The sequence below is a fragment of the Paenibacillus sp. B-A-8 genome (assembly GCF_048572915.1).
Lineage (GTDB): Bacteria > Bacillota > Bacilli > Paenibacillales > Paenibacillaceae > Paenibacillus_AQ.
The window spans coordinates 615691-629349 of sequence record NZ_CP183882.1; the positions used below are offsets into that span (position 1 = coordinate 615691).

General features: G+C 45.9%; 10 protein-coding genes. 7 read left to right on the forward strand and 3 right to left on the reverse strand.

The window, feature by feature from the left end; genetic code table 11:
• The first annotated feature begins 5 nt into the window (after positions 1-5).
• The 4 genes from ACN6MV_RS02825 (at position 6) to galU (ending at position 4878) form a co-directional block, all read left to right on the forward strand.
• Positions 6-551, forward strand: a complete 546-nt coding sequence (locus ACN6MV_RS02825) for a DUF1697 domain-containing protein (RefSeq protein WP_339289044.1) — start codon at positions 6-8, stop codon at positions 549-551.
• A gap of 206 nt (positions 552-757) precedes the next feature.
• The gene (locus ACN6MV_RS02830) at positions 758-2887 is read left to right on the forward strand and encodes a glycosyltransferase family 39 protein (RefSeq protein WP_419885639.1); all 2130 of its coding nucleotides are present in this window, start codon (positions 758-760) and stop codon (positions 2885-2887) included.
• 78 nt (positions 2888-2965) lie between these two features.
• The gene (locus ACN6MV_RS02835; RefSeq protein ID WP_419885640.1) at positions 2966-3943 is read left to right on the forward strand and encodes a glycosyltransferase family 2 protein; all 978 of its coding nucleotides are present in this window, start codon (positions 2966-2968) and stop codon (positions 3941-3943) included.
• Positions 3944-3966: 23 nt separating this feature from the next.
• Positions 3967-4878, forward strand: coding sequence for a UTP--glucose-1-phosphate uridylyltransferase GalU (gene galU / locus ACN6MV_RS02840; RefSeq protein ID WP_042123889.1), 912 nt, complete (start codon positions 3967-3969; stop codon positions 4876-4878).
• 364 nt (positions 4879-5242) lie between these two features.
• On the opposite strand, the gene ACN6MV_RS02845 is transcribed toward galU, so the two are convergent.
• The 3 genes from ACN6MV_RS02845 to ACN6MV_RS02855 form a co-directional block, all read right to left on the reverse strand.
• Positions 5243-5809 (reverse strand): FAD-dependent oxidoreductase, encoded by a 567-nt coding sequence (locus ACN6MV_RS02845; protein WP_042123891.1) that lies wholly within the window; start codon positions 5807-5809, stop codon positions 5243-5245.
• An 82-nt stretch (positions 5810-5891) separates the two neighbouring features.
• A complete protein-coding gene (locus ACN6MV_RS02850; protein ID WP_419885641.1) occupies positions 5892-7475 on the reverse strand; it encodes a sensor histidine kinase in 1584 nt (527 codons plus the stop codon).
• The gene (locus ACN6MV_RS02855) at positions 7472-8155 is read right to left on the reverse strand and encodes a response regulator transcription factor (RefSeq protein ID WP_042123896.1); all 684 of its coding nucleotides are present in this window, start codon (positions 8153-8155) and stop codon (positions 7472-7474) included. Before ACN6MV_RS02855 ends, ACN6MV_RS02850 begins: the two co-directional genes overlap by 4 nt.
• Positions 8156-8619: 464 nt before the next feature.
• Here ACN6MV_RS02855 and ACN6MV_RS02860 point away from each other — a divergent pair, with 464 nt between their 5' ends.
• From ACN6MV_RS02860 to ACN6MV_RS02870, 3 genes are all read left to right on the forward strand, one after another.
• Positions 8620-9783 carry a glucose-1-phosphate adenylyltransferase gene (locus ACN6MV_RS02860; RefSeq protein WP_419885642.1) on the forward strand — a complete coding sequence of 388 codons (1164 nt, stop codon included), beginning with the start codon at positions 8620-8622 and terminating at the stop codon, positions 9781-9783.
• A 122-nt stretch (positions 9784-9905) separates the two neighbouring features.
• On the forward strand, positions 9906-11009 hold the full coding sequence (gene glgD, locus ACN6MV_RS02865) for a glucose-1-phosphate adenylyltransferase subunit GlgD (RefSeq protein ID WP_042123900.1): 1104 nt from the start codon (positions 9906-9908) through the stop codon (positions 11007-11009).
• Positions 11010-11106: 97 nt separating this feature from the next.
• Complete coding sequence (locus ACN6MV_RS02870; RefSeq protein ID WP_339289052.1) at positions 11107-13539, forward strand: glycogen/starch/alpha-glucan phosphorylase; 2433 nt, start codon at positions 11107-11109, stop codon at positions 13537-13539.
• Positions 13540-13659: the final 120 nt, after the last annotated feature.

Genomic DNA, 13659 nt, shown 5'->3' on the forward strand with positions numbered 1-13659 from the left:
TGCTCATGACTACCTATATTGCATTGCTGCGTGGCATTAATGTCGGCGGCAACAAAATCATTAAGATGCAGGATCTGAAGACAATGTTGCAATCCCTTAGCTTTCACAATGTACGGACGTATATTCAGAGCGGAAATGTAATATTTGAAAGTGATGAGGAATCGGAGAGCTTTCTTAGCGGAGTTATTGAACGTCAGATTCATGAGGTGTTTGGTTTTGAAGTCTCTGTTATAATTCGTACACTGGCTGAGATGGAGAAAGTACTCGCAAACAATCCTTTTCAGCTATCCGAGCCAGAGGCGTTCAAGAAATGGTATGTCTCCTTTTTACCGGCTGAGCCTTCAGTCGAGGCGCTTGATAAGCTGCGTATTTATGAGGATGGACCAGATAAAGTGCGTTTTGTCGGCAGAGAGATGTACATGTTATATGAGGTCAGTGTGAGCCAATCGCCGCTTTTCAAGGTTCCTTTTGACAAAATATTGGGTATGACGCTTACAGCACGTAATTGGAATACGGTGAATAAGCTCATTACTATGGGCAGGATGGAATAGTCTATTTCTGATTGCGATTTGAACAGAAAGGCGCCACAGTTGTGGGGCTTTTTTTTGCGTTCCGGGAGCTTTATTTATTCAGCAAACATTCAGCGTGCACTCATTGAGAGTTAAGGTAAGGGTGAAATAATACACCTACGGAAAGATTGAGCCGGGAACACAGAACTGCCGGTATATAGATGATCAAAGGATAGGAGTGGATGGAGATGAGTGGGGTCAAAAAAATCAGTTCGGATCTTATACTGTGGCTCATTTTATTACTTGCTGCTTTTTTGTACGGTTATGGGGTTTGGACTGACCATTATGTGAATACATACTACACCACCGCGGTGGGAAGTATGCTGCAGAATTTTCATAATTTCTTCTTCGCTTCACTGGACTCTGCGGGTTCAGTAACGGTGGATAAACCACCGGTTACCTTTTGGATTCAGACGCTTAGCGCACTCATTTTCGGGCTGCATGGCTGGAGTGTGATTCTGCCTCAAGCCCTTGGGGGCGTTGGTTCTGTATTACTAGTATATCTGCTAGTAAAGCCTACCTTCGGTAGAGCGGCAGCACGTATAGCAGCATTAGTCATGGCGACTACTCCGGTAGCAGCAGCTGTCAGCCGGACAAACAATATTGATGCATTGCTAGTGTTTACACTGCTGCTCGCGGCATGGTTTCTATTCAAAGGAACGAAGAGCAACAAGATGGGCAGTCTTCTCACCGCATTTGCATTAATCGGTGTTGGGTTTAATGAGAAGATGCTGCAGGCATACATGGTTCTACCGGCTTTTTATCTCTTCTATGTCTTGGCTGCCAAAGTGAACTGGAAGAGGAAGACGGGGGTGTTGGCGGCCTCCACAGCAATATTGCTTGTAGTCTCCTTATCCTGGGCAGTGATTGTGGATTCGATTCCCGCCAGCAAACGACCTTATATCGGCAGTAGCGGCACGAATTCAGTGTTGAATCTTGCCTTTGGTTATAATGGCGTTGCCCGATTGACGGGGGATCGCGGGACAGGCGGAGGCGGAGGCGGGATGCCTCCTATGAACGGTGGCGAGATGCCGAATATGAATGGTGAAATGCCAAACATGAATGGCGAGATGCCCGCCATGAATGGGGCAGGCGGTAATAATGGCACGGATGGTGGACGTGGAGCATTTTCGGGTCAGCAAGGCACAAATTCGCCTACGAATAGCCAGACTGGCGAGGATGATGGAGGCTCACCAGGTCAACCTCCTAGTGGATCAGACAATCAAGGTCGGCAATTCGGAGGCGACGACGGCGGCGGGCGAGGAGATCGCGGCGGCATGAGTGGCGGTGGAGGCGGGATGTTCAATACGGGTACAGCAGGCCCGCTGCGACTGTTCCAATCAGAGCTGTCAGGACAGGCTAGCTGGCTGCTACCTTTCGTATTGCTTGGTTGCATTGGATTATTTGCCAATCTGCGGAGAAGGAACTTTACCCAAGCTCATAAGGAAGTGATCTTCTGGTTAGCATGGCTGGTGCCCGTTATGGGATTTTTCAGTATCGCAGGTTTCTTCCATCAATATTATCTGGTGATGATGGCTCCGCCAATTGCTGCGCTAGTTGGTGCAGGATGGTCAAAGCTGTGGACGCTATATCGCGAGCACTCTGGTTGGCTGTCTTGGCTATTGCCCGCTGCAACACTGGTTACAGCAGGTTTCGAGTGGTACATTGTTCATCCTTATGACGATACAATTGGCAGTGGCTGGTCCATTGGTATTTTAGCTGCAGGCATAGTGGTTTCACTGGTGCTGTTAGTTCTTAAAGGCAAGAAGAAGTCCTTTATTTATGCGACAGGCATAACAGCCGTATTAGTATTGTTAATTGGGCCGCTCTACTGGGCAGCTACTCCAATTACCTATGGCTTGAACAGTCAAACCCCTGAGGCAGGCCCGAGCAGTAGTGAGGGTAAAGGGGGGATGGGCGGCAACTCAAGCAATTTTGGACGTAATAGCGCCACAAGTGCGAATGAGAGTCTGTTGTCCTATTTGGAGGAAAACAATACGGGTGAACCTTATCTTTTTGCTACCTTAGATTATGGTACAGCAGCTCCGTATATCGTTGATAAGGGTGCTTCAGTCGTAATTCTGAATGGATTTTCTAACTCAGACACCGTATATACCCAAGATAGCCTAAAGGCCTTTGTAGAGAGTGGAAAGGTAAAATACTTCCTGATCAATAGCGGTGGTATGGGTGGTGGACGCGGGGGTAACTCCGAGTTGACGACTTGGATCACGGAGAATGGTACAGAAGTTCCAACAGCTGATTGGGCAGGTAACGATGCAGGAAACAGCGGAACATTATACAAAGTCACTCTAAATTAGGCGAATGTTCATAATATGAGGCGTGTTATGAGATGAATCTAACACGCTTCATTATTCAAATTTAAGGAGGAGCTGCTCATGAGTACCAACGTGCGCTATTCCATTGTTATACCGATGTTTAACGAAGAGGCGGTTATTCAGGAGACTTATCGCCGGATCAAAAAAGTAATGGGTTTGACGGGTGAAGTGTATGAGCTGATCTTTGTGAATGACGGCAGCACAGACAATTGTGCCCAGATGATTGAGGAATACAGTTACTGGGATGAAAGTGTGAAGCTGATCGATTTATCGCGTAACTTTGGGCATCAGATCGCTATTACAGCTGGGATGGATTATGCCCTAGGGGATGCAGTCGTCATTATTGATGCCGATTTGCAAGATCCGCCGGAACTGATTCTGGACATGATTGCGGAATGGAAGCAGGGTTATGAAGTTGTATATGCCAAAAGGATCAAGCGAAATGGAGAATCCTTGTTCAAAAAGTGGACGGCCAGCCTCTTTTATAGAGTGCTTCGTTATTCAACTGACATTTCTATCCCTGTGGATACGGGGGATTTTCGTCTCATAGATCGTAAAGTATGTGAAGAGCTCAAACGTCTGCCAGAGAAGAATCGATTCGTTCGCGGCCTGGTCAGCTGGGTCGGTTTCCGTCAAAAAGCTATTGAATATGAGCGTGATGAACGTCTGGCTGGAGAGACTAAATATCCATTGAAGCGCATGATCAAGCTCTCTATGGATGGAATTACTTCCTTCTCTTATAAGCCGCTGAAGCTGGCAGGATATCTTGGCGCATTGCTATCGGCTTCTGGTTTTCTATACCTGATGTACGTGCTTTATCTGGTGATTTTTACGGACTCAGCCGTTAAGGGCTGGGCATCCATGATTGGGATTACACTAACCTTTAATGGGTTTGTACTCATTATGTTAGGGATTCTGGGTGAGTATGTCGGCCGGATTTATGATGAGACCAAGGGACGTCCGCTCTATATTGTCCAAGAGTTCTATCGGGGTAAGGAGCAGCAGAGCGTTCGCGAGCAGCAAGCCATTCATCGTTAATAACTGCAAGGGAGGGATTCATCGTGAAGATTAGAAAAGCGGTTATTCCCGCCGCGGGCTTAGGCACTCGATTCTTGCCTGCAACTAAGGCTCAGCCAAAGGAAATGCTGCCCATAGTGGATAAACCGGCGATACAATATATCGTAGAAGAAGCTGTTCGATCCGGCATTGAGAGCATCATTATCGTGACGGGCCGCAACAAAAAGTCGATTGAAGATCATTTCGATAAATCAGTGGAACTGGAACAGACGCTTTTGGAAAAAGGAAAAGAGGAGCTGCTTCGTGAAGTCCAAGCGATTAGCGAACTGGCTAGCATTCATTACATTCGGCAAAAAGAGCCGCTAGGACTAGGTCACGCTATCCTTTGTGCGGAACAGTTCGTTGGGGATGAGCCTTTCGCTGTTCTGCTCGGTGACGATATCATGGTCTCGGAGGACCCGGCGCTACTGCAAATGATGAGACTGTATGAACAAGATGAGAAGACCATCGTCGGTGTTCAGCAGGTGCCTCGGCAGGAGGTTCATAAATACGGGATTATTTCATCTAGCGGTTCTTTACAAGGCGTTCACGAAGTAAAAGGCTTAGTAGAAAAACCCTCCCCAGAAACTGCACCTTCAGAGAATGCGATTATGGGGCGATATATTTTGGAGCCTTCGATATTTTCGGTGCTGGCTAAGCTTGAGCGTGGGGCAGGCGGCGAATATCAGCTGACAGATGCTTTGCACGAGGTATGTCGTAATGAAGGTCTGCTGGCGTTGGATTTGATCGGACAACGTTATGATATCGGCGATAAATTTGGCTATATTCAGGCTACGCTGGAGGTCGGTTTGATGCGTGAGGAGCTGCGTCCATTGCTAGTTCCGTATTTGCAGAAGCTGGCGGCTAGTCTGAGGGAAGGTGAAGAAGTGGGGGCGTTACCTTGGGGTACACGCTAGGGATTGAAGGAAACTGTTCCAAACGACCAGAACATCGTTATTCGGCGGTGAGATTAGGTTGGTTTGGGGCAGTTTTTTTGCGTGTCGCGTAGAGAGAGTGAGCGGATAAGTGTACTGTATACATTTAAAAAGTGTATCATTCGGCTACGTATCGACTTAGTTGCACTTGATACACTTATTTCTTCGTAATCCAACGGAAATACATTTTTCGACTGTCTTTAGTTGCACAAACTACACTTAAAAAAGTCATAGGGGAGCTAAAGTATGAAATAGCTGCACCAAGTGCAGTTATATTTTGTTATATAAAAAATCCGGAGGACAGATTCCTAAGAATCGTCTCCGGATCTATGTTTTAAGTCATTGGTTAAGCCTTTAGCACATCATGATCCACGTAACGTGCACCGTTCAGCTCACTTATCACATTGATCGCTACCTTCGCGCCATCACCTGCTGTAATAATGGCATGTACACTTACTCCGGCAACGGTACCTGCAGCCCAAATGCCTGGGATATTTGTTTTGCCTTCTGCATCAACAGCGACTACAGTTTTGATTCTAGGCTCTGTACCATCTTTTGTCTCCACGCCAGCTTTAGCGGCTAGATCCGTAAGGGCACCCGTTGCAAGAATGACATGCTTCGCTTCATAAATGATTCCGTCTTCGGTTTCAATGACGAATCCGTTGCCGCTGGATGTGAGGTTGATAGCTTGTTCTGAAACCAGCTCAGCGCCAAATTTAACGGCTTGCTTATGTCCGGTTTCTACGAGATCAGGACCACCTACTTCGGAAATTCCATAAAAGTTCTCGAACCATCCTCTGCGGGTCATGCCCTTATCATTGTCGATCAGCAGCGTTTTTTTGCCCGCCTTGGCGGCGAACAGGGCTGCGCTTGCACCGGCGGGGCCGGCTCCAATTACGGCGATTTCGTACATTTTTTTGACCTCCCAAAAGTTTTGTGAAGCAAAACTCGCATCGTAGACATAGGCTTAAGTCTATCACCTATTATAACGGTTGTTACTCTCTCTTGGCTAATCCTTCCTCACAAGGAAGGGTCACCCTAAAGGTTGTTCCCTCACCGAGGGTGCTGCTTACACTAATCTTGCCGTGATGTGCCTCGACGATAGACTTGGTAATAGAAAGGCCGAGGCCGGATCCACCGTATTTACGTGTGCGAGAGGAATCGCTGCGGTAGAAGCGATCGAAGATATGCGGGATATGCTCCGCAGAGATCCCGCAGCCATTGTCCCGTACCGTTAGAACGGCCTCATGTTCTCTAGCATGTAAAGAGAGATGTATGGTGCCAGATTCGGCATCCGTATGCTGAACTGCATTGTGGAACAGATTCAGAATCACCTGCTTAATCTTATTGGGCTCGTATTTCCCACGGAGGCCATAGGAGATATCAAAGGTAACCTTGCGCTGATCCGCCAACAAGAGCAGATGTGGCTTCATTTCGGAAATCACTTCTCCGAGGAGTAAGTCTGTCATCCGCAGTTGAGGGGCGCCATCCATTCGAGCGAGTAGAAGTAAATCCTCTACCAGCTTGTTGATTCGTTTCGATTCGCCATGCATGCTTCGCAATGAATTGTACAGCTGTTCTTTATTATCCGCGGCACCACGCAGTAAGACCTCCAGAAAGCCGTGGATCGAGGTCAGCGGCGTTCTCAGCTCGTGAGAAGCATCTGCAGCGAAGCGGCGCATCTGTTCCTTGGCTTCCCGTTCATTATGAAAGGATATTTCGAGACGCTCGAGCATACCATTGAATGAAAGAGCCAGCTTGTCGATTTCGGCCTGTCCTTGATTAATTGGAAACCGAATATCCAGATTGCCGGCATCAATGATCTGGGCGGACTCTCCCATGTTTGAAAGAGGGACCAGCGTCTTTCGAAGAGCAGGCAAGTATAGGAAGAAGCCGGCCATTAAAGCAATCACTGACAAGCCTGCGTAGATCAGCAGCTGCTGCATGATCACATCCGTCAATGGCCCCGTACTCACACTCATTTGTACCAGCAGTCTAGTATTTCCGGGTCTATAGAGATTCATGAATATCGCTAGATGCTCAGTGCCGTCTTCAGCTTGGATGAGCTTATAATTTCCTGTTGCGCTATCGGTGGTGTGAGTAAACAGAGCATCGTATTGTTCGTTTGTCAGTCTTGGTGCAGCTATATCCGAGAGGGTCATTTGCTGTAAATCCCGGAAGATACCCTCCGAGCTGTACATGGCGAGGGTCGTGTGGGCATCAAGCAGAAGCGGACGCCTATTCTCGCCAGTTCGAAGTTCGCTTGGCATTTTATTCATGCCTTCTCTTCCCAAAGGGAGATTGCTACTATGCTCGGTGTTTCCCTCATTCGGAGTTGTAATGTCCTCGTCATAGGAATTGAAAAAGTTGAAAAACATCTCACGAGGAACAGAACGTATTTGCGCTTCCATAGACTCCGCTCTATTGCTGTATGTGAAATCTCTCATGAGTATATATTGTAGTACTCCGATTAGTAGCAGCAATCCTGATAGAATGAGCAGTGAAATGGCTAGCAGCTGCTTGCGCAGGGAACGTGGTGCAGGCAGCTTACGAAACCATTTAGAGATGCGCGTACTCATAGATCTACCCGGTAGCCTGCTCCCCGCAGGGTACGGATAATACGGTGCTCCTTATCCCCGAGCTTCTCGCGAAGCGAACGGATATAGACCTCAACGATATTTTCCTCACCGCCAAAATCATAGCCCCACACCTTATCAAGAATCATGGGCTTACTCAGTACAAGACCGTGATTAATAACGAGATACTGCAGTAACTCGTATTCCGTGGGGGAGAGTTCAAGCACTTCTTCCTTGAAACGAATTTCTTTTCGGCGGCTGTCAATGCGGAATGGACCGCAACGGACCTCCCCTAGCAGACCCGGGAACTGATTGCGAAGCCGCGCTTGAATTCGGGCAAGCAATTCGTCGAAGCTAAAGGGCTTGACCATATAATCGTCAGCACCAATAGTGAGTCCCTTGACCCGATCGTCCACTTCATCCTTTGCAGTCAGCATAATGACGGCAATTTCCGTCTCTTCCGAGCGAAGGTAATGACATAACTCGAATCCATCCATGCCGGGCATCATGACATCTAGGATGGCTACATGTGGCTTGAATTCAGCAGCGACAGAGATAGCTGTGATCCCGTCGGGTGCGGTTCTGACTTCAAACCCTTCGTTAAGGAGACCCAGCTCCAGAAATTGTAGTATATGAGGCTCATCATCTACGAGCAGTAGTCGAACGCCTTGGGCTGCTTTCATTATAGGTACCTCCAAATCAGTGATAGATAGCTACATTATGACATATTCGGTTGAATGTTTGCTGAAGATCCGTCCCTATGCATTACGATTAAATGAGTCGTTTTTTCTTTCGTGCTGATTCAAAGGGGTTAATTTAGTTATAAGTAATATTAATGTGTTTAATAACAAACAAGGTTAAAAAATTCGGATTTTCGAAAATGTGATAAAAGGGTTTTGACGGCGGATATAGAACACTTTACAATAAGGATAATCTCCTGATTTTGGCGAAAGATTCCCATTTTAGGTTAGATCATCCGATCGTGTTATATTTCCTTCCACGTTTTATTCAACTTTGTCCATCTTCCTATCAAGGCTCATTTCTTTCAAGTGTATTTCCTATGATTTCACTTCTTTCTGGAACTTCTGTTCATTCAACCTGTGCTTGCTGAACTTCATATCACCCATAAGTCAAGGGAGGCTTTTCCATGAAGAAAAAGGAAATGGTAGCCATGCTATTGGCTGGAGGCCAAGGCAAAAGATTGAAAGGTTTAACCAAATCGCTTGCCAAACCCGCTGTCTATTTTGGAGGGACCTATCGGATCATCGACTTCCCTCTAAGTAACTGCTCCAATTCAGGTATTGATACAGTTGGTGTGCTGACTCAATATGAGCCGCTTATCCTGCATTCTTACATCGGAGTAGGCAGTGATTGGGATTTGAACCGTAAGAACGGTGGGGTATTCGTATTGCCACCGCATGAACGCGAGAATGGAAGCAGTTGGTATCGGGGAACAGCCGATGCGATTTATCGGAATCTTAAGTTTGTGGATCAGTTCGATCCAGAGCATGTTCTTATTTTGTCCGGTGATCACATTTATAAAATGGATTATCACGCTATGCTTCAATACCACAAGGAAAGAAACGCCGATTGCACGATTTCTGTAATTAACGTTCCGCTGGAGGAAGCCAGCCGATTTGGAATTTTGAATACGGAGGACGATCTGAAGATTTACGAATTTGAGGAGAAGCCCTCTCAGCCCAAAAGCACATTAGCTTCTATGGGAGTGTATATTTTCAAATGGGAGATTCTTCGTAAGCATCTACTGGAGGATGGGGAGAATGTAGGATCATCCCATGACTTCGGCAAGGATATCATTCCTTTAATGCTGGAGGACGGAAACTCCTTATTTGCCTACCCTTTTGAAGGATATTGGAGAGATGTAGGTACAGTAACCAGCTTATGGGAAGCGAATATGGATTTACTGAGCGATACCCCACCGCTTAATCTAAACGATCCCAGCTGGCGCATTTTCACACGTAATCCGAATCAACCTGCCCAATATGTCGCCCCTGGGGCGAAAGTGTCAGGCTGCATTATTAATGAAGGCTGCATTGTGCATGGCGAAGTGAATCACTCGGTCCTTTTTTATGGCGTAGAAGTGGGTGAGGGAAGTGTAATTACGGACTCTGTGATTATGCCTAAGGTTAAGATTGGCAAGAACGTACGCATTCATAAAGCGATTATAAGCGAGAATACGGTAATCGACGATTATATGGAAATAGGCATCGAACGGGAGAATGAGAATGAAATTCTGCTGATCGACAATAAAAGCAAGAAGCGAAAATCAGTTGTAGCCAAAACCATATAATCAAGCTAAAACGCCTTCGGCGTCCTTCTAAGGACGGTAAGCGTTTATGCGAGATTTATAAGGATAAAGTATATGGTGAAACTTATACTTTCTTATAAATTATAAGAGGACGGTGGATTCCGATGAAGCAACTCATGGGTGTAATTAATCTGGATCATGAACTCGATAAACTAAATGAACTTACTTATTTCCGCTGTGGCGCAGCCGTACCTTTTGCCAGTCGTTATCGGTTGATTGATTTCGTGCTTTCTAATATGATGCGTGCAGACTTAGAGAGCGTCGGTCTGTTCGTCCGCCGTAAATACCGTTCTCTAATGGACCATCTGGGTGATGGTAAATCCTGGGATATGAACCGCAAACATGGGGGCCTATTCATTTTGCCTCCGGACTGGAACGATCCAACGGATACTTCTCTCGGGGACTTACAGCATTATCATAACAATTTGGATCTTTTTAAACGGGGATCTGCTAAATATATCGTGTTTTCCGGCAGCCAGCATATCAATACGATCGACCTCCAAGACTTGTACAGCTACCATCTGGAGAAGGGCGCCGACGTTACAGTGGTGTATAAAAAGATTGAGGAACTGCAGCCAGAGCATGATCTATGCCAGCGTATTGAAGTAGACGAAGAAAATAAGGTAACCAATATCCATCATGAGAAGGACCATCCTAATTTATATCTGGATATCTTCATTATGGAGAAGAAACTGTTCTTGGAGCAGGTGGAGCATTGCATTGCGCATGGAGAGAGTTATTTTTTCCGTGATGTAATTCAGAAGAACCGACACAAATTTAATATTGCCGCATACGAATATCATGGCTATCATGCCGTAATTAATTCATTGGAGAGTTATTATAAGAACAGTTTGGAACTGCTCCAGCAGGAGAATTACTTCAGTTTGTTCAAAGAAAGTCCGGTACAGACGAAGATTAAATATGAGGCTCCAACCCGATACTTGGAGAGTGCTAATGTCAGCAATTCACTGGTGGCTAACGGCTGCATTATTGGTGGAACCGTGGAGAACAGCGTGATTTTCCGGGGGGTTCAAATACGTAAGGGCGCGAAAATCATCAACTCTGTAATTATGCAAAAGTGCGTCATTGAAGAGAATGCAGTCATTGAGAACGTGATTATGGATAAAGACGTACATTTGAGTAAGAATCGAATTCTTGTTGGAGATAGCAAACGTCCATTCGTCATCGCCAAGAGCAGCAAGATCTAACGACTGGATTAGATGAACTAAGCAGTATTAACCTATCTGATCTAATGGCACAGTCTACTGCACTTCTAAAAAAAGCATTTGTCAGGAGGACCTACTGTTGTTTAACGATAAAGAATCTTTCAAACAGGTATTCCGTGAGACCCTCATTGGTAAATTAGGTAAACCACTTGAGGAAGCCTCGAATGCCGATGTCTATAAAATACTAGGCAACATGATACGCGAGAACGCCGGGAAAAATTGGGCAGAAACCAACCAGAAATATAAGATCGATAAAGATAAGCAGGTTTACTATTTTTCAATGGAGTTCTTGATCGGTAGGCTTCTGGGGAACAATCTGCTGAATATGGGCGTACTGGAAGTAGTACGTGAAGGCTTAGCGGACCTTGGCTTCTGTTTGCAGGATATCGAGGAGGAGGAGGCGGATGCTGGGTTAGGGAATGGAGGTCTAGGTCGTCTGGCCGCTTGTTTCCTGGATTCACTCGCCTCTTTGCAATATGCAGGACATGGCTGCGGCATACGGTATAAATATGGCCTGTTCGAGCAGAAGATCGTCGATGGGTATCAGGTGGAACTGCCTGATTACTGGCTGCAGAATGATAATGTATGGGAAGTGCGCCGCGAAGACAAGCAGGTTGAAGTTAGGTTCTGGGGGGTTATTGAGACCCGCGAAGAGAACGGGCGGCTTATCTTTGAGCATAGTCAGTATGAGGCCGTTCGTGCAGTTCCATATGATGTTCCTATCATTGGGGCAGACCGCCGGCATGTGAATACACTGCGAAACTGGAGTGCGGAATCCATTACACAGCCTTCTAGAACCTTTGGTTCCTTTGCTGGGACGGATTATCATAAGTTTCTGGAGTATAAGCGTTCTGTAGAATCCATTTCGGAGTTCCTGTATCCAGATGACTCTCAATACGAAGGCAAGCTGCTTCGCCTGAAGCAGCAGTATTTCCTCTGCAGCGCGGGGCTGCAAAGTATTTTGCGAACTTATGCCAAGCTTGGGCTCCCTATTGAATCGCTGCCAGACAAGGTAGCTCTCCATATTAATGATACACATCCAACGCTGGTGATTCCTGAATTGATGAGGATTCTGATGGATGTACATGGCTTAGGGTGGGATGAGGCATGGAGTATCACGACGCGTATGGTCTCTTATACCAATCACACTATTCTGAGTGAAGCGCTTGAGAAATGGCCTATTCAAATGGTTAGGGAGCTACTGCCACGTATTTTTCTAATTATTGAAGAGATCAATGCCCGTTTCTGTGGCGAGCTTATGAGTCGTTATCCGGGGGATCAGGATCGAATTGCGCAGATGGCGATTATTCATGATGATCAGGTCCGGATGGCTCATCTGGCGATTGTAGCGAGCCATAGTGTCAATGGAGTAGCGGCGCTGCATACAGAAATATTAATGAAGCGCGAGATGCGACTTTTTAATGAAATGTATCCACACCGTTTCAATAATAAGACGAACGGAATTACCCATCGGCGATGGTTACTGCATGCCAATCCGGACCTGGCTAATTTGATCAATCAATCGATAGGGACCCGTTGGGTGAGCCATCCTCAAGAAATGATTGGCTTGATTAAATATTGTGAGGATGCTTCCTTCCAGGAACAAGTAGCCAGTATTAAGCGCCAGAATAAGCTGCGTCTTGCAGAGTACATCTATAGTAAGCATTCGGTACATGTAGACCCCGATTCTATCTTTGATGTACAGGTGAAACGTCTGCATGCCTACAAACGCCAGCTGCTTAATATTTTGCATATTCTGCATTTGTATAATCAGATCAAAGATAATCCTTCGATGGATATGGTCCCGCGCACGTTTATATTCGGAGCAAAGGCAGCACCAAGCTATCATCTGGCGAAGCGGATTATCAAATTAATTAATACAGTTGCAGAGGTAGTCAACAAAGATCCCGATGTTAAAGGAAAGATTCGCATCTTTTTCCTTGAAAATTATTCGGTATCCCTAGCAGAAAAGATCATTCCTGCGGCGGATATCAGTGAGCAGATTTCTACCGCCAGCAAAGAAGCGTCAGGCACCGGGAATATGAAGTTTATGATGAATGGTGCATTGACGGTAGGTACGATGGATGGCGCTAATGTGGAAATGCATGAGATGGTGGGGGACAACAATATGTTCCTGTTCGGACTTCGTGCGGAGCAGGTCATGGATTACTACCAACATGGCGGTTATCATGCGCGTGACATTTACAACGGGGATAGTCGTGTGAAAGAAGTACTGGATCAGTTAATCAAACCAGGACCTATATGTTGTCATGCTACGGAGTTTGAGAGCATCTTCCATTCTCTTCTGGATAATAACGATGAATTCTTTGTGCTTAAAGATTTCGCTAGTTACGTTGAGACGCACGTTGAAATTGATCGGGCATATCGTAACCGACAGGAATGGCTAAAGAAGTCCATTATTAACATTGGTCATTCCGGTAAATTCTCCAGCGATAATACAATTAGTCGTTATGCGGCAGAAATTTGGAATATAAGCCCAGTTCGACTGTAGGCCATCGGAAAAAAGCTGTCTTATAAGTAGGTAACTCCTACAAATAAGACAGTTTTTTTTGAAATATAAGACATAAAGTATAAGTTTCACACCATACTTTATGTCTTATATTTCTCGCTT